The sequence below is a fragment of the Dysgonomonas sp. 520 genome (assembly GCF_010501095.1).
Classification (GTDB): Bacteria; Bacteroidota; Bacteroidia; order Bacteroidales; family Dysgonomonadaceae; genus QVMP01.
On sequence record NZ_QVMP01000002.1, the window covers coordinates 81,786 to 103,299 of the forward strand.

Sequence of the window (21,514 nt, forward strand, 5' to 3'; positions counted from 1 at the left end):
AATATCATGTATTTAGATTCAGAGAAAAAGAAAGAAATCTTCGCTAAGTACGGAAAGTCTAACACTGATACTGGCTCACCAGAAGCGCAGATAGCATTGTTTTCGTACCGTATTTCGCATTTGACTGAACACTTGAAGTCAAATCACAAAGATTATAACACTGAAAGATCCTTGAAAATGTTAGTAGGTAAACGCCGTCGTTTGTTGGATTATCTTATCGCAACAGACATTAGCAGATATCGTGCTATCATTAAAGAACTAGGTATCAGAAAATAATCTGCTTAGTAAAAAATAAATGAGCCTGTCAAACTAACGACAGGCTCATTTGTTATATAACCAAATCAAATGGTATGGATATTATGAGAAAAGAAGTTTTGAAGAAAGGTTTGTTTATTATTATTGCAATTGTGTGTTTACTTCCTTTTGTTGAGCCTCCAATAGCTTTATTGGCAGGGTTCTTTTTTTCGTTTTTTATAGGGACACCCTTCAAGAAAGAAACAAGCAAAGCAACGAAAATACTTTTACAGGCATCTGTTGTAGGGTTAGGTTTTGGGATGAACATCTACGAAGCTGCCGAAGTGGGTAAGGATGGATTGATTTTTACAGTTTCGACAATCGTCTTAACTCTTGCATTTGGTATGCTGTTAGGCAAACTATTTAAAACAGCTCAAAAAACAAGCGTCCTCATTTCTTCGGGAACGGCTATTTGCGGCGGCAGTGCCATTGCAGCTATGACACCCATTGTGGATGCGAACGAAGAAGAAACCTCTGTTTCTCTCGGTATTATCTTCGTTCTTAATTCCATTGCCCTGCTTATATTTCCTGTGATCGGGCATTTGCTCAACTTGACACAAGAACAATTTGGCGTGTGGTCGGCAATCGCAATACACGATACCAGCTCTGTGGTTGGCGCAGCACAAAAATACGGAGACGAGGCGTTACGTATCGCCACCACCATAAAACTGGAGCGGGCACTCTGGATTATACCTCTCTCGTTAATTGCAACATTGTTCTATAAAAGAAACGGGAAGAAATTTTACATTCCATACTTTATATTCCTATACGTTGTGGCAATGGTTATAAACACATTTGTTCCTCAAGTGCAAACCATAAGTCCCACCATTGTTATGATAGCCAAAAGGGGGCTAACCTTGACCTTGTTCCTGATTGGTGCAGGGTTGACAAAAGAAGCATTAAAGGTGATCGGTTTCAAGCCTCTACTACAAGGCATCATCCTTTGGATATTTATCTCGGTAATATCATTAATTGGCATATTGAATATCTCTTCGATATAAAATTGTCGGAAGAAAATAAAAAAGGTCAACTTTGATAGTTGACCTTTCGTTGTATATTTACGAGAATCTTATTCGCCTCTACTATAGTTAGGCGCTTCTCTGGTTATCTGCACATCGTGCGGATGGCTTTCTGCCACACCGGCATTTGTGATGCGGGTAAATTTGGCTTGTTGTAAGGCTTTGATATCTTTAGCACCACAATAGCCCATACCTGCACGCAATCCGCCAAGCATCTGATAAACGACTTCGAACAAAGTCCCTTTGAATGGCACACGGGCAGCAATTCCTTCCGGAACAAGTTTCTTTATATCGTCTTCCACATCTTGAAAATAGCGGTCTTTCGAACCTTTTTGCATGGCTTCGAGAGAACCCATGCCTCTATATGTTTTGAATTTTCGACCATTAAAGATAACTGTTTCGCCCGGAGACTCTTCCACTCCTGCAAACATAGATCCCATCATCACCGAAGCACCTCCGGCTGCAATAGCTTTCACTATATCGCCCGAATAGCGCAATCCGCCATCAGCAATGAGAGGAACACCTGTTCCTTGAAGAGCTTTGGCAACATCGTAGATAGCCGACAACTGAGGAACGCCAACTCCGGCCACCACACGGGTTGTACAGATAGAACCCGGGCCTATACCTACTTTAATGCCATCGGCTCCTGCATCAGCCAAGTATTTGGCTGCATCGCCTGTTGCAATGTTTCCAACCACAACATCTACATTCGGGAAAGCGGTTTTCACTTTTTTCAAAACCTCAACCACCCCTTTCGAATGTCCGTGTGCCGTGTCGATAACTATTGCATCTACACCCGCATCCACAAGAGCCTGCACTCTTTCTAGCGTATCATGCGTAACCCCTACCCCGGCAGCCACACGCAAACGCCCTCTTTCGTCTTTGCAGGCATTAGGTTTATCTTTAGCTTTAGTTATGTCTTTGTATGTGATTAGTCCTACCAATTTATTGTTGGCATCAACAACCGGTAGTTTTTCAATCTTATATTGTTGCAATATGTCAGCAGCAGCTTCCAGATCGGTCGATTGTTGTGTTGTAACAAGTTTTTCTTTAGTCATCACATCATCAATCTTCTTGCCCATATCTCGTTGAAAGCGCAAGTCACGATTTGTAACAATACCAACAAGATAATTCTGCTCATCAACAACAGGAATCCCTCCAATTTTATATTCAGCCATCAAGTCCAGAGCCTCTTTCACTGTTTTGTCTCGAAGAATACTTACAGGGTTTGATATCATACCATTTTCGGCACGTTTCACAGATTTCACCTGTCTGGCTTGTTCTTCTATGGTCATGTTTTTATGAATAACACCAATACCACCCTCACGAGCGATGGCAATAGCCAGCTTGGCTTCGGTAACAGTATCCATAGCTGCCGAAACAAAGGGGATATTCAATTTGATGTTGCGTGAGAATCTTGTCGTGAGGTCGACATTACGAGGAAGAACTTCCGAATAGGCGGGAATCAACAGTACATCGTCGAATGTAAGCCCGTCCATGACTACTTTATCTGCAATAAATGACATAAAAAACTCCTTTTTAAAAATTATTGCATGCAAAAGTAGTCATTTCCAACCAAAAACTGCGTGATAGTGTAAGAAAATATTCGCTTTTTAACTAAAAACTCTATATTAATGCCAATCAGTAGTTGGATTTACTATAACCAAAACGTTCTTTCAAATTGTACAATGTCTTCCTAGTAGGGGCGTAAAATCTTACGCCCTCATATCAACAATATCGGGTGAATTTTCTTGTTCTCCGGGGTTTGTAACCCCGGAGAACAAGATGTTAACTGTTATGTGTTCTTTAGATGCTTCGCGTTGCTCAACATGACAAATCTTTCGGGCAGGCTTCTAGTCTGCCCCTACACCCCCCCTCTCTTTTGGAGAGGGGGGAGAGGTGTATCTCAACTACTGATTGGCATTAACGACCAATTATTCCTTCTAGTTGATACGAACACAAGCTCCACCGGATATCTGTAGCCCTCCTTCTCCTGCTCTTACCTTAAAAACTCCGTTCTCCCTAGCGAAACTTGGTCCAGGGCTAGACCAAAACAAAACATATACTCTCTGATTGTCTCTTTCTGTTGTAATTATTTGATTCATAGTCCCAAATAAAGATGTTCCCTTTCTTGCTGTGTTCTCGACTTCAAGATCCACTATCATCAGAGGTTGTTCATAAGATCCTAAAAAACGTATACCATTATTAGTATAATCATCAGGGTTATTCGTTGATCGGAAGATTAATGCAGAGCGTCCCAGTTTTTCATATAAGGTACTGGCAACAGGTGTGCTTACATCAATTCGCATAGCTAAAGAAATAAAATAAGTACCTCTACTACCTAAAGTAAAAGAATAACCGGTATCATAAAACATAGTATCTGTAAAATTTATAACAGGAGATGTGTATCCGGGAAGTTGAGCAAATTCACTAAACCCCGGAGCAGACCATCTTCCGTTGCCATTGGCATCGCTGGTTAGTACCATGCTATTGCCTTGTGTTCCATCCTGTAAGCGAAAACCACCTCCTTGAGTACTGCTTCTTATATCCACTTTGGTTTGAGGATCGTTTGTCCCTACGCCTAGGTTTCCACTACTATTTACTATCACATCGTCCGCCACATTTGTGTCCCCGCTTGTATCTCGTGCAGCATCAATGTGAAACACGCCTTGTGGCGATTCGGTATTGACTCCTACTTGTGCTGTTAGTGTAGCTGTAAAAAATAGAGCCGATAATATTAATAACTTCTTCTTCATTGTTTTTTGATTTTTTTTCATATCGCTTTTTGTTTTGTGTTAGTATGTCTTTGTTTTATTATTTGTTTGAATATTAACGCTTTACATATCCGTCACTTTAAGGGTGACAGAGCCTTAATATTGAAGTGTTTACATAGTTGATTATGAGTGATTTATGAAATATGGATAAGAAGAGATTATGCTTTTTGTCAAACAGTTGTGTAACATGAAACAGGCGAGTCGATTTTTGGCTCAGTAAACAATTAATAAACAGATCGTTATATGTTTTCTGGAATTGTGAAAAATTAAATATCACACAAACATTAGTTAAACATGCAGAAATACAAATACTTAAACAACAAAAATGATGGATTATGAAAAATTTGAATTAGACGATCGAAAACTGCCAATACGGTTTTTGAACCTTAAAAAGGATGAGAAATGTACGGTCGAACAAAGTGAAAGTGGAATTGTATTGCTGACGGAAGGGCGATTAAATTTTTCAATCCCGATGTACGGGGAAAAGAATGTTTCTTCGGGAAAACTTTTCTTTTTACCCTCAGGAGGTGTACTCTCTATGAGTACTTTAGAAAAATCTTCGATCATCTTTGTAGATATTTGTGAAGAAAATTATCTGTTCGGCAAGCAGTATTTTGATAAACCTGAGGAATGTGAAGACCAGGGAAACGAATATATTATTCCCATTTTAAATATCAATGAGGGTGTTTCGGGTTATATACAATCTCTTTTAGTGTATCGGAATAACAGTGTGAATGACAGATGCTTGCTTGAGATTAAAGCAAAAGAACTAGTCTGCATCATTAAGGCTTTTTATAAAGAAAAAGACTTTGTCAGGCTTTTTAGTATGTTCCTGACCAACGACCTGAATTTTTCTCAACAGGTGCATCGTCTTTCTCAGAATATCAGGAATGTGAGGCAGTTGGCCGAGAAAATGAATTATAGTTATTCGGGGTTTAACAAGCGTTTCCGCAAGGTTTTTGGCGTGTCGGCCTACTTGTGGCTCAGGAACAAACGGGCGAATACTGTTTATTATGAATTGTATCATACGAACAAAAGCCTGAAACAAATATCATCGGATAATAAGTTCTGCACCTTGTCTCATTTCAATGAATTTTGCTATAAAGTGTTGGGCGGTTCGCCCAGACAAATCAGAAACAAAAGGCGAGATACGCCAAGTGCAAAAAAAGAAACATCTGTCACCCTTAAAGTGACAGATGTTTCTTTTTTCAAAGCATTTACCATGCAAAGATAGGAAAAAAGTTTTCATTATACCCGATTTACAATCGAAAAAATCTATTTACCCTCCCAAAGTAAAGCGCTGGCTCCCAATACGGCAGCAAGAGAATTGCTGTTCAGCTGAGAGATTTCCACTTCAACGTTTCCTTTATAGATGCTTAAAAGAGACTGGTTCATATATCTGATGGCAGGCTCTAAAATGAACTCTCCGGCATTAGCCAAACCTCCAAATATGAAAATCTTTTCAGGGTCGCTGAATGCCACAAAATCGGCAAGGGCATCACCCAATATCTTGCCTGTATATTCGAATATCTCTTTTGCTGTCGGATCTCCTTCTTTTGCAAAATCGCATACATCTTTCGATGTAATCAACATGTCTTCTTTATTCTTATCTCCTAAACCTTTAGCCTTTCGTTCCAGATAGTATTCCCTGAATTTGCTCGGATTGTCTTCATCTTTTTTACTTACATCCAGAAATTCGATGGCTGTACGTGCAAGTCCTTTTGCAGAACAATATGTTTCTACACAACCGTATCTCCCGCATCCGCATTTGCGCCCCTCGTTTCGCCTTACTATTACGTGACCAAGTTCGCCTGCAAAGCCATGTTTGCCACGCAGCAGTTTTCCTTCCGAAACAATTCCGCTACCCAACCCTGTGCCTAGGGTTATCATAACAAAATGCTGCATTCTTTTATCTTTGCAACTCCCGTCTACATCTTTCCCTTTGGCTCCGCCATATAGCCATTCGCCAAGTGCGGCACAGTTGGCGTCGTTGTCTAGGTAAACTTGCAGAGCGATGCGTTCTTCTACCATTTTCACAATATCAAATTCCTTCCAAGGAAGATTGGGGGGATTTGTTATCTTGCCCGTCAGGTAAGAACCATTGGGAGCGCCAATTCCAATGCCTTCTATCTGGTTTATTCCTCCTGCCTTGTCTATCAATGCATTAATAACTCTGCAAAGGGCATCTGTATAGCTTTTCGGAGTAGCATAATCCGTAGTAATCAGGCTTAACTCGGGATCATTACAATTTGAATGGACAACTTTTCCATTTGTCCGGTTTACAATGCCGACAGTTGTGCTGCCTCCGCCAATGTCAATTCCTACGGCAAGATCTCTCATGATTAGTTAGTTTTAAAGGGTGAAAAAAATATATTTGTTCCGATTTTTTCCGAATTTAACTATAAAACTAAGTAATATAATCGAAAAATATTGCAGAAATACCTAAAAATGAAGAGGAATTAACAACTTTATTTCCAAATTACGACCTATGCCGAAAACACCCTGACATCGTAACTTTAGCGTGTTTTTCAGCCTGATCTGCCTTATAGTTTTTCCTTAAGGAATTTTCCTGTATACGACCTTGCGTTCTTTGCAATATCTTCCGGTGTGCCCTCGGCAACCACTTCGCCCCCACCTTTTCCTCCTTCGGGACCTATATCTATAATATGGTCGGCGCATTTTATTACATCCATGTTGTGCTCGATGATTATGACAGTATGTCCTCTGTCTATCAAAGCGTTGAATGCTTTTAGCAAGGTTTTTATATCGTGAAAGTGCAAACCTGTTGTCGGTTCATCGAAAATGAAGATGGTAGGCTCTGCCTTTTCTTCACCCAGAAAATAAGCAAGTTTGAGGCGTTGGTTTTCACCGCCCGAAAGAGTTGAAGACGATTGCCCCAGTTTCACGTAGCCAAGCCCTACTTCCTGCAAAGTGCTGATGCGTTTCAGAATTTTTTTCTCGACACTGCCTTTCTCCTTGGCAAAGAAGTCGATTGCCTGATCTATCGTCATTTCCAGAATGTCGTGGATGTTTTTTCCTCTGTATTCAACATCCAGTATGTCTTGTTTGAAGCGTTTTCCTTTACAAGCCTCACACTCCAAAGTAATGTCGGCCATGAACTGCATTTCAACTGTAATCCGCCCGTCGCCCTTACATTCTTCGCACCGCCCTCCTTCTACATTGAATGAGAAATAGGCAGGAGTAAAGTGCATTTGTTTTGATAACGCCTGATCTGCAAACAGTTTTCTTATCTCGTCATAAGCCTTGATGTATGTTACAGGGTTGGATCGTGACGATTTGCCTATCGGGTTCTGGTCTACCATTTCCACATTGGAGACGAGCTTCAAATCTCCCGACAACTTGTTATACTCGATGTTTGAATCTCCCGATTCTTTATAATATTTTTTCAAGGCATTGTTGAGAACGTCGGTCACAAGAGAAGATTTTCCCGATCCGCTGACCCCTGTCACCACAGTCATAACATTCAATGGAAAACGTACATTCACGTTTTTCAGGTTGTTTTGCCTTGCGCCCTCCACCGCTATGTAGTTGTTCCATTTTCTGCGCTGTTTTGGCACTTCGATGTGCTCCTCACCATTCAGATAGCGAACTGTATAGCTGGCAGTGTTCTTTTCCAGACCGGATAAGTTGCCTTGATAAACAACCTCACCGCCCAACCGCCCGGCCTGTGGCCCTATGTCGATGATATAGTCTGCCGCTCGGATTATTTCCTCATCATGTTCCACAACAATCACTGTGTTGCCCAAGTCTTGCAGTTGTTTTAGAACCTTGATTAACAAGTCTGTATCTCTCGAGTGCAGTCCGATGCTCGGCTCATCAAGTATATAAAGAGAGCCTACCAAACTACTACCCAGAGATGTGGCAAGATTTATCCGTTGACTTTCACCTCCCGACAATGAATTAGACAGCCTATTCAGTGTAAGATAACCCAATCCGACATTGATAAGAAACTGTATGCGGTTGTTTATCTCGGTCAGCAGGCGTTTTGCCACTGCGGCATCGGTTTCGTCCAAATCCAGCTGATCGAAAAATATTTTCAATTCCGAGATCGGTATATTTACCAAATCTGCTATTGTTCTGTCCCCGACCTTTACGTACAATGCCTGAGGCTTCAGCCTTGAGCCTTTACATTCGGGACAGGTTGTTTTGCCCCGGTATCGGGCAAGCATCACTCGGTATTGTATCTTGTATTGGTTTTCTTCAAGCATCCTGAAAAAATCATCGAGTCCGAGTACTCCCGGAGCACCTCTCCACAACAAGTCTTTCTCCGAATCTGTCAGTTCGAAGTAGGATCTGTGAACAGGGAAATTATATTCCATGGACGACCTGATAAACTCTTTCTTCCATTCGCTCATTTTTTCGCCTTTCCAGCAGATTATAGCATCTTCGTATAATGACAAAGATTTGTTAGGCACTACCAGATTTTCGTCTATTCCGATAACTTTTCCAAAGCCTTCACATTTGGGGCATGCACCAATCGGACTGTTGAAACTGAACATTAAATCCGTCGGTTCATCGAACTGAATTCCGTCGGCTTCGAACTTTTTAGAGTACTCTTTTGTTATAGTTTCATCGGGAGTATAGAATCGAACCATACACTCTCCCTCTCCTTCGAAAAATGCAGTCTCAATTGACTGCGAAAAACGGCTTATGTTGGCATTATCCTGCATACATACCAGTCGGTCTATGAGCAGAAATGTATTATCGTCGCCCATCTTACTTATTGATTCAGAAGATAATAGATCATCTATTCGTTCAAACTCGCCATTCACCTCTACTCGTGAGAAACCTTCTTTGAACAAAACGTCCAGTTGCTCCTTGTACGACCTATTTTCCCTCAAAATTATCTTTGTGAGGATAGCCAACCGGGTCGATTCGGGGAAGGAAAGCATATCATTTACGATATCTGCCACCTGATGTTTTTTTACAATTTCGCCCGACACGGGAGATATTGTTTTCCCGACACGGGAGAACAACAATCGCAGATATTCGTATATTTCGGTAGATGTTCCGACGGTGGAACGTGGATTGCGTGAACTCACTTTCTGTTCGATGGCAATGGCCGGCGGAATACCTTTTATGTAATCCACTTCGGGTTTGTTCATCCTGCCAAGAAACTGGCGTGCATAAGACGAAAGGCTTTCCACATAGCGTCGTTGTCCCTCCGCATAAAGAGTGTCGAAAGCAAGTGAAGATTTTCCGGAACCGGATAGTCCTGTGATCACCACAAACTTGTTGCGTGGAATGTTCACATCAATATTTTTCAGGTTGTTTACCCTTGCTCCTTTTATCTGTATATTTTTTTCTGTTGACATGCGATAATCCGGTAAAGTATTTTTTCTTGAACCTGTAAAGATACGAATTTAGTGTCAAAAAGACTTCATATAGACAACATGAGGCTAAGCTAAAAAAGCTTAACCTCAGTGCCAATAAGTTTGCGCAATGCTTCTAGTTCAATCTCACAAGATTTCCCCTTTCGTTTTGGGGTATTTCGTTAATATCTTTTATAATCAGAGATACATCCGATCCGTTTTCAGGATTCAGCGTTGCATTTATGGTTTCAGTGTCGAGTGTCCACATAGCACCTGTTGCAGGGTCTACGATCAACATCCCGATTAATCCGCCGAAAAGAATATTTGCAAAATACCAACCTTCAATGCTGGAGTTGATGGTAATGAGTCTGTCTGCATAGCCATCCATACTGATTTTGACTTGATATTCCGCTTTTGAAAAGAATCCTGAACTTGATTTCAACTTCACAATTGAAGGAGTCTTGCCAACAAACACTTCATTTCCTTTTTTGTCTGTGATGACAAGATTTGCGTCTGCTGGAGTAGAATTAATTGCTACGGGATAAGTAGATTTAGTGAACATGCTTGCGCAGTTTGTGAACAATAATGGCATACAAACCATCATTAGTACGATTTTTTTCATAGTAGCTACTTTAGTTTTTTTCTTACTTATTCTTAAAAACGCAGCAAATATATGAATATATATTAAATAATGAAACATCAATCTCTGTCATTGAGTATTGTACTTAATAAAGGATGAGGTATTATATCGAAAAAAAACGTATTACCGCAGTTCCTACAATAATATTTGTGCGACAATGACGAAGTATCTGGTATTCCCACCTATTCAGAATCTTCCAGTGATACATCTTCAGAACCACTTTAGGGCATGAGTTTTTTCTTTGCTCATCTTATCAGTGAGCCTAAATAATATGAAAAAACATTCCAATAATAGCCGCAAATCCTAATAGTAATAACAACAACTGCAGGTGTAATTTACTTAGCCGGATAAACCTCATTGTAGGTTTGCAGAAATAATGAGAAACTCCCCAAACAGTTCTGTTCGAGGATTCTAATATTCGTGGAGCACAGCACCAAAGTCTCGAACTCTTTTTGTGAGGATTATGAGAAAATTGTTAGCTTTATCAAAGAATCAATTATTTAAATATAAACTTCTCAAAAAAGAAACAATTTGTTCTCCATCCCATCCTTTTGCTACTTGAACAGAATAGTTCTTTGCAACATTATTAGATTCTCCAAACAAAAAACAACATTGGATTGGATTATTATCCACATTTCCTTGAATAGTCCATATGATATAGTTTTTAACAGGGTCTTCTTCTTCAATGTTCACCTGTAAACCATGAGTTTTAGAAAGGTATTCAGAATCCCATTCATAAAATGATTTTGTGAATTCAAATCCTTTTTTTGAATTATCCTGATTAAACTCAAACCCATTACTGGGAACAATAGCTATTGCTATTATCACACTATCTTTATTAATGAAATATTGTTGTTTACTTGTCGAATTATATGTCGTTTGTTGCCATTCTCCAGGTATATATACAGAACCAAGGGGGAATTTGCTATAATATGTGACATTCTTGGATTTATCATATTCACACGAAACAATATAACTTGTTCTGCTTGAAGAACAGCTCATTCCTGAAAGGATGATTGTTATGGCTATAGAGAAGTAATAGATTGCTTTCATATTGTCATATTAAAATACTCTACAATAATAATTAAAAATCCCCAGATATTTCTATCTGAGGATTTATTAAAGCTATTTGAATATTTTAGTTTCTATTTTTCGTCTTCAGTAACTTTATCTAAATCATTCTCAGAAATAGATTTTTTCAATAACCAATGGTAAACATTTTGGTTGTTGGTGGTTACAACATATGCCTGAACAAATTCCCATCCTTGTTTTCCCATAAAGTTCATTGCATCGACCATCGAATTGAAAGATTTATTTTTCCCATTTTCATCTTTAAGATAGGCTACACCTTTCCAATAACTTGTTTCTTGTCCATAGTCTACTTGAACATTCACTTTAGAACTCAGAAATTTACCTGTGCCCACTAATTCGCAGTAAACATAACTGTCTCCGTTTTGAGCAAAAACCGAAATGAAGAAAATAGAAAATAAAATTGTAGTTAGTAGTTTTTTCATAATATAAGAAGTTAAGTTTTATGTTATTAAAAAAACTTACATTTTTTCAATGTAAGTTTTTATCTGTGGAGCACAGCGGACTCGAACCGCTCACCTCAACACTGCCAGTGTTGCGCTCTAGCCAGATGAGCTAGTGCCCCGTTATTTTCGACAAAGATAAAATATAATCTTGATATATTTTAAAAAATAAAGGCAATCTTTTCGTCCAGATTGCCTTATTCTATATTTTGCGAACTTTTTTGAGTTATCGCCTTCTGTTTCTCATACTTTTGGCAGGAGCACTGGAACTTTTAGCCTTTTCAGCTTTCGGTGTGCTTTCCTTCTTTTTTTCTCCACGTTTTGCACTGGTGGAGGTACTTTCTTTTTTTTCTGCTTTTTTCACCGTTTTTGCATCGGCAAGCTGAGGTACAGTGTCATTCACAGCCCACAGTTTTTTATTGAAGTCGACAAGCTGGTTTTCAATCTTGCGTTGCTCTCTTTTCATTAACGAATCTGTTGGGCAATACTGAGCAAGTGTTTGATTACGCATGTTGGTGGTTTTGTATATTTCACCGTCGTAGCTGCGTTTGCGGAAATAGTCGTCTATCGTTTGATTCTGTGCATTGTTAAGGTTCGATGTCATGATTGGCATACGTTGCGCATAAGGGCGTATATTCTCGTATGGGAGCCAAAACAGAGGGTAACGTGTGGTGTCTACCCCAAAGTCGTCCTGACGGAACAATATAGGGCAAATAGCTAGTATTTTGGTGTCTACAACCGAACTCGATTTATCAAAATACCATGCTTCTTTCACATAATATCCCAAAACCTCATTGCTTGGAATGTCAAAATCTTCTACAACGAATTTTCCGTTTTCTTCTTTATACAAGATGCCTTGATTGTCAAGAAAGTCTTTCATCTTCAGTTTGTATGCTTCGGTGAAGACTTCCCGTCCGTCGGGGAGATATTCAAACGCCTCTATTTCTCCGTTAGCCAAGAGCTTGAATGCCATAGTGAAGAGGTTCATCCTGTCGCCTATGGGCATTTCGGGGAAATATAACGCTGCGTTTTTCTCCTTATTCATATCCACATAGCGGTATATCTCGCGCAGCCACGGAGCGTCGCCAATCTCTTGTTTCTGGTCGGCGTTCATGTTCTCGGCTCTGACCGTCAACTGAGGGATCGACTTATCTTGTTGTTGCGCTTGCCTCCTGTTTATCCTGTCTCTCACAGATTCCTGTGAAGATAGGCTTGCAGTGAAAGCAAATCCGCAAAATGTGATCAATGCTATCGAAAATAATCTTTTCATTGTGCTCTTATATTAAATTCTTTTTGATAAGAATATATATTGTTTCTTTTTAGTTTACTCTGACCTCTATTGCCGCAACATCGTTACGCTGAATTCCGTCCGGACCGATTGCCTTCACATCCGAGATAAAGAACGACCTGCCTCGCTGCAAACGCCTGATCTGTTCTTTCTGACGATCCGAGAAGTTTGCCCCGTCCGAAACCTCACGTATACCATTTCCCATATTATCAAAAAATACGATGGTGAAGCCTGTTACTGTGAATGGTATATTCAGTATACCGTCATCCACTCCCGCTTTTATTCCGGGAACGGAAAGCACATCGGCTTTGTTTATTCGTCCTCCCTTAAACATTTTAGGGTTTCCGTCCTTGTCTGCATATTCTATATATGGAGTAGGGTCGGGCAACGCTCGAACCTTGAATGTATGTTTGGCTACCTCCATACGTTTGCCATTCATTTCGGCAGTTACGGAAACAATCATGTCTTGCCCTACTTTCGACGGACGTGCGTTCCATGATTTGTTTGTTGCTGTCACTGTTCCGTTTCCATTTGCTACGGATGCTTGTATCTTATCGCTCGTAACACCCGGAACGGAGATACTCAGTTCGTTGTTTATTCCCGCATAGAGTACATTCATACGCATGGATGCAACTGTTGCCATTGGCTCAATAACGGAATAGGTAGAACTAAACGGAATTTTCAAAGGATCTTTCCCTGCTCTTTCCCACTCTATGTGCCCTGCGAATGTTTTATTTGTTCCTGCCGCCCCTGCTCCGATCTGAAATTTTCCTTGATTGGATTCGGGAAGTATCGTATTTCCAATATATATCTTAGGACGTTTTGTCGTATCAACTGCCGCAAGAAGGATTTCTCCTTCGTAGCTGCTACCTTGCATCACGATCATTGATCTGGGTATAACTGCAGCAGTCAGGCTATTAACACGATAATCGTCTCCTCCGATGTTTGACCACAGGTCATTTAATACTTCACCTTGTACGGCACGGATATCACTCTGAATGCGTGTGAGAAGCGTTATGGCTGCTGCCGTTGGCATCTGGTCGAACATAGACTGTTCCCAGTTCATGTTGTTTTCCTTCGCTTTCTTGGATGGTTCCGTGTTTAGTCTTTCTATTATAGATGTTCTTAGTTTCGAGTCGCTTACGAGTTTTCCCGCATTTTCCCGATATGTAATTAATGCTTCTTTCAGTTTTGTTCCACGTTGATCTTTGCTCAACATGATCTGATAAGCTGCATCAACGCTTTCTTTGTTGTCTATATTGCGGACATCCCCGTCCACACCGTCAGCATATTTTACTATTTTTTCTTTCAGGTCTTGAATGCGGCTGAAAAGCGAATCCGATTCTTTAGCGAATTGATTTGCCGAATTATACCACATCATAGCCTTTACGGGGTTTTGCTGGTACGATTCTTCCAGTTTTCCGAGAATCAGGTTGTTTTGGTTCTCGGTGCTGGATATAGTTTGTTGAAGTCCGTTTTCCACCAATTCAAAGCCTTCAAGCACTTCCGACGAAACGTTGAGTGCCATCATAGCGATGAAAATCAGATACATCAGATTTATCATCTTCTGTCTTGGTGAATTTGGAGAGTTTGCTGCCATTTATTTATGTTTGGTTATAGCCTATTCTTTCTTACTTATTTTCAGTATTGCTTTCTTGTGGAGGTATATTGCCCGGATTGTTAAATCCGCCTCCCATGCCCATGTTCATGTTGGTGGTCATGGCTTGAAGCATACGGGCATATACTCGGTTCAGTTCGGCAAGTTGTACAGCCATTTTTTCTGTCTCATTCTTGAATATCGAACTGTCGACAAGTGAACCTGCATACAGATTCTTGATTCTGTCCAGACCTGCATTTATCTGCTCGATAGTGCTTATCTGTCCGCTTACGCCTTTCAACTGAATTTCGTATATCGTGTTCAATCCTGCAATATTACGGTTCAGGTTTTGCATTTGGTCTACGTAAGCCTGTGTATTTATGCCGATGCTATCGGGATTGTCGGTTACGGTCTTAAATGAATTGAGCAATGTATCCGATACCTTGGTCAGTGATTCGGTCACTTCTGCAAATTTTTCCATATTTGCAGTCATTTTGTTCAACTGATCCGCATATTTTTCGGATGCTTCCATCACTTCTGCTGCTTCTGTCGGGTCGATAGGACCTCCCAGATTAATGCTTCCACCAGTTGCAGAACCTCCTTCGGATACTGTGCTTTCAGCACCACTGCTTGCGCCTGTGCTTCCCGAACCTGAACCCCCAACAATGATTGTGGTTGATCCGCCTCCGGCGTTGGCGGCACCTCCACGCGACGAGGGTTTTGATGTATGCATAATTGCAGGGCCTGTGCGTTCTTCGCCGGCAGCAGCAATTGCAGCTTCTATCTCCCGTTCTTCTTCAGTCAAAGGTTCTTCGCCCTCTTTTTTCTTGTTCAATCCCGGAAATATGCGATCCCACTTGTATTCACGGGCAGGAAGGTCGAACGCCGAGATAAAGAAAATAATGGCTTCCACAACCATACCCACAACCAGAATCTCTGTTCCGTATTTCCAGTGGTTGATTTTGAAAAGAGCACCAATGATAACGATAGACGCACCCCAGCTATAGAAAAAGTTGAAGTAGCGTTTTCCTTTTTCACTCGCCATGAATTTTTCGAACGAGTTTTTATATCTTCTATATTTTTTGCCCATAATTGTAAGCTTTTCTATATTCTGTTTTTCTTATTTTTTTGCTTTTGAAAATCCGATTTGTGATCTCACACACCTGAATCCGATGTAAGAGCGTGGTTGATTCTGAAACTCCGAATCACGCATATCGCCCCGGATGAATGTGCCGACATCTTTCCACGAACCGCCTTTCACTACTTTTTTCTTGATAGAATAGGGGTCTTCTTTAGCTGCATTGTAGCTATATTGCGGGTTGAGGTCGTCCATGTTCAGCGCTCCTGCCTCTGTGTATGTTGTTGAAGTCCATTCGGCTACGTTACCTGCCATGTCATACAATCCAAACCGGTTGGGCGAATAGCTGGCAACCCTTGCCGTAACAAGGTTTCCGTCTTTGGTGTAGTTTCCTTCACCCGGTTTAAAGTTAGCCATGAAACAATCGTTTTGTGTTGTCGAGTTTGAGTCCCACGGATATTTGTTCTCTGTTTTTCCGTTACGGGCGGCATATTCCCATTCTCCTTCCGTTGGCAGGCGGTATGGTTCTATGTCTCTCGAATTTGGTCCCATGCCCATACGATAGAACATTGTTCTCCATTCCGAAAATGCTGTTGCCTGTTCCCATGTTACACCCACTACCGGATAGTCGTTATATCCCGGATGTGAGAAATACAATCTCATGTAAGGCTCATTGTACGAATTGTTAAAGTCGTTCACCCAGACTGTGGTATCCGGATATACGTTGATGATTTTTGTATTCAGAAAATCATATAATGAACTCAGTGGACGGGTGATTGTCTGGTTCACGATCGCCCCCTCTTCGGTGTAGTAGGCTGTATCTTTCGATATCATTACTATGGCGTTGGGGTCGATAACAATATCTGTGTTCAGTATGCGCTCGTTGGGGTTCAGCCTGTTTCTTCTTTTGGCAGCCTCGGTGTGATCGAACCATTCGTATTTGAAGTTCATCTGAGCATGGTCTACGCCAACCTCGCCCGTAATGGGGTTTGTGAACATGGTACTGTTTATGGCACGTTCTTCGTCTTCTGTGGCACGTTTCCACGGAATTGCTTTTCGCCAGTTGAGATAAGGCTTTATGGGTTCGCCATAGCGGTCTTCCGTTATTTTGAATGTCTCATCGTTACCATAGTTCGGATCGGCCAAGCGTTCGCGGATGATGGAGTCACGTACCCAATATACGAATTGACGATATTCAGAATTTGTAATTTCCGTGTCGTCCATCCAGAAAGCGTCAACGGAAACTCCTTTTGCATTGGCTTCTATTCCCCACAAGGAGTCGACCTCCGAAGGTCCCATTGCATAAGAGCCGCGCGATACAAGTACCATTCCGTAAGGACTTGGTTCTGCCCATCCGCTTCCACCCATTCCCATCAATTCGCCACCGGTGGTGCTTCCTGATGGTCTACCACACGAAGAAAGCAGGATAACAGACCCGAATATTGCAATAAATATTTTTTTCATATTCTAATTTCTAAGCATGAGAGACGTGCTCTCTTCTTTTTATTATATATTTATTCTCTTTTTTTTTATTCTCAAGTATTACAAAACCCGCACGCTTTTGCGCCTGTTTTTCTTTGGCTTATCCAAATTCAGGGGCATGGCATAACGCACAAAAAACTCGTGTGTACCTTTACTCACTGTTGATATTGCCGATGTGCTCAGGTCGTAAGCATAGCCAACATCAAAGTTTCGGAACGTAACACCAAGCAAAAATATAAAACCATCGTCTTTCCGCCAAGATATTCCTCCATTAAACATCTTGTTATATACTGCCCGTGCGGTGACGTCTATTTGTGTAGCCACCAAATCTGACTTTACCAGAAATGACGGTTGTAATTCTATTAACGGATTCCTCAGTTTTATATTGTATCCACCTGTCAAATAAAATGTTCGTGGAATGTATGCCGAACGGGTTTTGTCTAGTGTTATGTTTGGTTCCATTACGTGTGTTGCCGAAAATCCCACATAGTAGTTGGGTGCTATCCACGAAACTCCCAGTCCCATGTCGAACGCCGACGAGTTGTCTGCGTCGCTTCCCGGAATGCCTTCGTCGCCCTTGTCGTGATCGTTGCTATCGGGTATTTCTATCCCTGCCGCATCGAACGATATATTTGCGATACCCAGTTGTATACCCACATTCAACAGGTTTTTCTTGAATTTCTTTTTATAGACGTATTGCCCTGACATTGTAGTATTCTTGAAAAGTCCCTTCGATTCGGTAACAACCAACGCCCCAACTCCGTGTTTCCGATCTAAGAAGTTGAAGGGCATATCTGCGGATATGATCGTTGCTTTAGGTGCATTGTCTATACCAACCCATTGTTGGCGATGTAGTCCTCCCACATGCAAACTGTCTATTTCTCCTGCAAAGGATGGGTTATAGTAAGTTTTTATCCTCCAATACTGGCTTATTTGTGTATCCCATTGCGCATGCACTTCGGCAAAGCACATGCAAACAGAGAAAAGGAGGATAAGGGTTCTTAACTGCATCAAGTATATCGTATATTGCTTAAAAGTCAATCAGACGGTAAAATTAGCATTAAATTATTAATTATTAACTTGAAATAGCAAGATATATTGTGCAGACAGTTGGAAATTTGAGAAAACCTGATGTCCTGATCGGTTTTGCCTTTGTTTGTTTTTATTTCGATTTAATTTTTAAGTCCTTGAGATCTTTTCAGTATAACTCTCATCGAACCGATTTTCAAACTGCTTTCTATTCTGATAGGAATACGGTTGCTATCGGCCGAAAGGTATATCTTCATGGCTTCTTTCTTGTTCTGGAAAGCATCGTCGCTCGTGACAAGCGATAGCTTGTAGCAACTGTATTTTTTGCCATCGTTTGCCTTTATGGTTTCTGTGCCCTGAAGCACGATATCCATATTTTGCCGTTTTTTGCCGGATATGAAGCTGATGCGTGTTCTGTTGCCGTTTTTCATTGCCGGATAGTTCAAAGCACGGGCAAAGGAAACCACACTTACAAAGTCGTATGTGCATTGATTGGTGTTGATTGTTTCCGTATATCTATGTTTGCCGTTTTTTGTACGGGTAGTGGATATGCTGACAGCGTTGTTAGCATAAGTGTAGTTTATTCTTTCAACGTTATAATCGCCATCTTCATGTGCATACTTGAAGAATGCCAATGGAGCCAATCCTGTATTGACAAAAGCCTTGAGCGTATCGTCGACCGAAAACGCAGCGTCTACAACACCTGTCGATTTTGTCAGCATATCTATCCTGTATGCCGATTGCCCGTTGTAGGTGGTGCTGGTGGTTCTCAGCGAAGCGTTGCCCGCTTTGGTATTTATCAATCCGTATTTGAAATACAAATCGTATTGCAAAAATTCACCGCCTTGAAAGGCACTGTTGGGCAATGTGCATTGTGCCAGTGATGGTATGGCAAATATTGACAATAGTCCGAGCGAAATAGCTATTTTTTTAATGGATTGTATCATAGCGTAAAAATGAATTTTAATTAGTAATGCGAATCCGTATTTGAAAAATATTTTTTTAAAAAATTAAGAAAACCGCAAAGATATAAAGATCGCAAAGTTTTTCGATCTGTCATTGAGTCGCCTTCGCTCCTCGAACGCTGTTTCTGAACGGAGTGAAGGATCTGTTTTTTTAGATGCTTCGCGTTGCTCAGCATGACAAACATTTCGGGCAGAGCAGAGCCCTGCCCCTACAAACGCCCCCTCGTCGCATGGGATTTGCAATCCCATGCTTGGCTACTCTCCGGATTTTATATCCGAAAAATAATAACTCCGGGGTTACAAACCCCAGAGAACAAAGAAATGATTTGTATAATATTAAAGAACGTTTTTTTTGTTATAATAAAACCAACTACTGATTGGTATTAGTAACTACCGCCTCTCGAGCGGTTTTCTTGTTGACGCTGTTGTTCTTCGTCCCGTTTTCTTTTCTTATTGTTTTTTTCATCTTGCTTTTCAAGCTGTTCCCGTTTTGTTTCTTTTTTCACGGGTTTATTTTTTGTTATATCCAGAGGCTTCTGCTTATCTAAAGATATGGCTGTAATGTCCCAATCTTCTTCCGACTCCCAATTTGCCCTGATTTCTACATACTTATCGAAATAATAAACCATTTCGGGTTGTTTTAGTTCATCATAGTCTCCGGTATCCCAAACACCGTTGTTGTTACTGTCGAGAACAATGCGTGCATAATATTTCCCCGGTTTCAGGTTAGAAAACATAACCTTATCATTTATGACTGTTTCTTTCCAAAAAGGTTTATCGGATGAGTCCAGAATTTCGACGAAAGCATGCTGTCCCTTCTCCAATCCGGAAAGAAACAATTGGAGACTGCCATACTCATCAAGTTTCCTTACCGAAAACTTGCTGTCTATTTTGTCTGTCCATCTTCCATAGTATGAGTTGAATATCGCCGAATCGGCTTGTATGGCGTATTGCTTGCCCGGCTCTATTTTGAAATCGAGAATATATTTTCGAGGGTTTAAAGAATCCGTTTCTATTTCGTACGGCATATCCGTATAAAGCGTATCGACAAGTATTTGCAGTTTGAGTTTGTCTTTCGAGAAATCGAGTAAAGGTTCTTCAAATTCGAAATATAGTTTGTCGTATACCTCAAGTGACTGTGTGGCATTGGTAACGACTTTAAGAAAGTTTACAGGTTCGTCTTTATCCTTTTTCTTGTCGTCCTTTTTTTCAGGCTTTCTGTTTCGGTTGATAAAGTTGCAAGTATCAGTCACTTCTACTGCCCGGTTTAAAGAATCTGTTTTCAGATATGTCATTTCGAAAGTCAGGGTGTCGATGGATGCTATCGACTTGTCGACGATCCAATAGGTCAGAGAGTCGTTTTCGACAGTCTTTTCCAATAAAGCCCATTCAGCAGAGGATGGCGTGAAATTGAGAGGCTCCAATTTGGGCATTTGTGTTGGAGAACCGAAATATACTTTCAAGGCATTGTCATTCGGTCTTTCGTGTTTCAGCAGATATTGCCGCTTAAAGTCCGAAGTAAAAGACCTGAGGATTATATCATCGGGCAAAAACCGTGTATATTGACTGGTTATGACAGTATCTAACGTCAATCCATCTTCAAGGAAGATAGAGTCTACCCTTGTGGCTTCTGTGGTCGATGGCTTGATGGTGGTGTCGAAAAATGCAATTGCTTCGGCGGGGTCATCGTATTTGTAGTCCCGGTTTATATCGTTCAGGGCATACAAGCGATACTCGCCTTCGGCAATCCCTTTGATCGAAAACAGACCGTTTTCATTGGTGCGTGATATACGCAGAAAAGGCTCTGTTACGAAAGCCGAATCGGCAAGGTTGGAATGTAATCCTACATACACTCCCGGCATGGGTTCCAGATTGTCTGCCGATAAAACTTTACCTGAGATAATGAGCGAGTCTATCTGATTTCCCGTTGAAAAAGAAAGGGAAAAATTCTCCAATGCGTTTTTCTCGTTGTAGTCCATTATGGCGTCGGTGAAGTCGATTGTGTATGTGGTGTTGGCCACAAGAGTATCCTTCAGCTCGACCGTCACCTTTTTACTTATGGCCTGAATAACGGGCAACGTTTTCTGGGGAGGTGTTATAATAACTTTCTCCTCCGGTTTTTCCAACTGTACCAATTCGTCGAAAACGATCTCTATCTTATTCGTTTTCACATTTATCTCATTAAACCCCGGTGTGCTTTTCATCACCTTGGGAGGATCAAGATCGTATTCGCCTCCCGATGGAGTGCCGATACTAGCACAAGCCGTGATAATGCAGAAAACAGCAAAAAAGAATAAGGTCTTGAGGTTTGGGTTAGAGATCGGACTGGTCATGAGTTTATATTAAATTCTTTTAGTTACAAGTGGACGAGATACATGGTACGGGTTATTTATGCTAACCTTGCACAATGTTAAACGACAAAAATACAATGTTTTTTATAGACAAGGTCCGATTGCATCCTTTAAAATAACTTAAGAGGATAG

At 40.9% G+C, this 21,514-nt stretch carries 17 protein-coding genes and 1 tRNA gene; 3 read left to right on the forward strand and 15 right to left on the reverse strand.

Going from position 1 to position 21,514, the window contains the following annotated elements; genetic code table 11:
• Window positions 1–6 precede the first annotated feature (6 nt).
• Together rpsO and D0T56_RS01760 are read left to right on the forward strand one after the other, a co-directional pair.
• Window positions 7–276 carry a 30S ribosomal protein S15 gene (rpsO, locus tag D0T56_RS01755; RefSeq protein WP_163318425.1) on the forward strand — a complete coding sequence of 90 codons (270 nt, stop codon included), beginning with the start codon at window positions 7–9 and terminating at the stop codon, window positions 274–276.
• 83 nt (window positions 277–359) lie between these two features.
• Window positions 360–1,295 carry a YeiH family protein gene (locus D0T56_RS01760; RefSeq protein WP_255490972.1) on the forward strand — a complete coding sequence of 312 codons (936 nt, stop codon included), beginning with the start codon at window positions 360–362 and terminating at the stop codon, window positions 1,293–1,295.
• A gap of 68 nt (window positions 1,296–1,363) precedes the next feature.
• Here D0T56_RS01760 and guaB read toward each other — a convergent pair whose 3' ends face one another.
• Both guaB and D0T56_RS01770 read right to left on the reverse strand, forming a co-directional pair.
• Window positions 1,364–2,839: an IMP dehydrogenase gene (gene guaB, locus D0T56_RS01765; RefSeq protein WP_163318427.1), complete on the reverse strand. Its 1,476-nt coding sequence runs from the start codon at window positions 2,837–2,839 to the stop codon at window positions 1,364–1,366.
• Window positions 2,840–3,256: 417 nt separating this feature from the next.
• A complete protein-coding gene (locus D0T56_RS01770; protein ID WP_163318428.1) occupies window positions 3,257–4,090 on the reverse strand; it encodes a hypothetical protein in 834 nt (277 codons plus the stop codon).
• 322 nt (window positions 4,091–4,412) lie between these two features.
• On the opposite strand from D0T56_RS01770, the gene D0T56_RS01775 reads away from it, so the two are divergent.
• On the forward strand, window positions 4,413–5,321 hold the full coding sequence (locus tag D0T56_RS01775) for an AraC family transcriptional regulator (protein ID WP_163318429.1): 909 nt from the start codon (window positions 4,413–4,415) through the stop codon (window positions 5,319–5,321).
• Window positions 5,322–5,362: 41 nt separating this feature from the next.
• Here D0T56_RS01775 and D0T56_RS01780 read toward each other — a convergent pair whose 3' ends face one another.
• The 13 genes from D0T56_RS01780 to D0T56_RS01840 all read right to left on the reverse strand — a co-directional run bounded on the left by D0T56_RS01780 (window position 5,363) and on the right by D0T56_RS01840 (window position 21,364).
• Window positions 5,363–6,427 (reverse strand): ROK family protein, encoded by a 1,065-nt coding sequence (locus tag D0T56_RS01780; RefSeq protein WP_163318430.1) that lies wholly within the window; start codon window positions 6,425–6,427, stop codon window positions 5,363–5,365.
• Window positions 6,428–6,630: 203 nt separating this feature from the next.
• A complete protein-coding gene (gene uvrA, locus D0T56_RS01785; protein WP_163318431.1) occupies window positions 6,631–9,423 on the reverse strand; it encodes an excinuclease ABC subunit UvrA in 2,793 nt (930 codons plus the stop codon).
• A 133-nt stretch (window positions 9,424–9,556) separates the two neighbouring features.
• Entirely contained in the window at window positions 9,557–10,042 is a 486-nt protein-coding gene (locus tag D0T56_RS01790; RefSeq protein ID WP_163318432.1) for a hypothetical protein, read from the reverse strand.
• A gap of 510 nt (window positions 10,043–10,552) precedes the next feature.
• A complete protein-coding gene (locus D0T56_RS01795; RefSeq protein WP_163318433.1) occupies window positions 10,553–11,113 on the reverse strand; it encodes a hypothetical protein in 561 nt (186 codons plus the stop codon).
• A gap of 92 nt (window positions 11,114–11,205) precedes the next feature.
• A complete protein-coding gene (locus D0T56_RS01800) occupies window positions 11,206–11,574 on the reverse strand; it encodes a hypothetical protein (RefSeq protein ID WP_163318434.1) in 369 nt (122 codons plus the stop codon).
• Between the two features lie 66 nt (window positions 11,575–11,640).
• Window positions 11,641–11,714 (reverse strand) — tRNA-Ala (locus D0T56_RS01805).
• 104 nt (window positions 11,715–11,818) lie between these two features.
• Window positions 11,819–12,862, reverse strand: a complete 1,044-nt coding sequence (gldN, locus tag D0T56_RS01810) for a gliding motility protein GldN (RefSeq protein ID WP_163318435.1) — start codon at window positions 12,860–12,862, stop codon at window positions 11,819–11,821.
• Window positions 12,863–12,911: 49 nt separating this feature from the next.
• Entirely contained in the window at window positions 12,912–14,480 is a 1,569-nt protein-coding gene (gene gldM, locus D0T56_RS01815; protein ID WP_163318436.1) for a gliding motility protein GldM, read from the reverse strand.
• 31 nt (window positions 14,481–14,511) lie between these two features.
• Window positions 14,512–15,567, reverse strand: a complete 1,056-nt coding sequence (gene gldL / locus D0T56_RS01820) for a gliding motility protein GldL (RefSeq protein ID WP_163318437.1) — start codon at window positions 15,565–15,567, stop codon at window positions 14,512–14,514.
• A gap of 30 nt (window positions 15,568–15,597) precedes the next feature.
• Entirely contained in the window at window positions 15,598–17,019 is a 1,422-nt protein-coding gene (locus D0T56_RS01825) for an SUMF1/EgtB/PvdO family nonheme iron enzyme (RefSeq protein ID WP_163318438.1), read from the reverse strand.
• A gap of 78 nt (window positions 17,020–17,097) precedes the next feature.
• Window positions 17,098–18,048, reverse strand: a complete 951-nt coding sequence (locus tag D0T56_RS01830; protein WP_163318439.1) for a type IX secretion system membrane protein PorP/SprF — start codon at window positions 18,046–18,048, stop codon at window positions 17,098–17,100.
• 161 nt (window positions 18,049–18,209) lie between these two features.
• Entirely contained in the window at window positions 18,210–19,013 is an 804-nt protein-coding gene (locus D0T56_RS01835) for a DUF3108 domain-containing protein (protein ID WP_163318440.1), read from the reverse strand.
• 401 nt (window positions 19,014–19,414) lie between these two features.
• Complete coding sequence (locus D0T56_RS01840) at window positions 19,415–21,364, reverse strand: Ig-like domain-containing domain (protein ID WP_163318441.1); 1,950 nt, start codon at window positions 21,362–21,364, stop codon at window positions 19,415–19,417.
• Window positions 21,365–21,514: the final 150 nt, after the last annotated feature.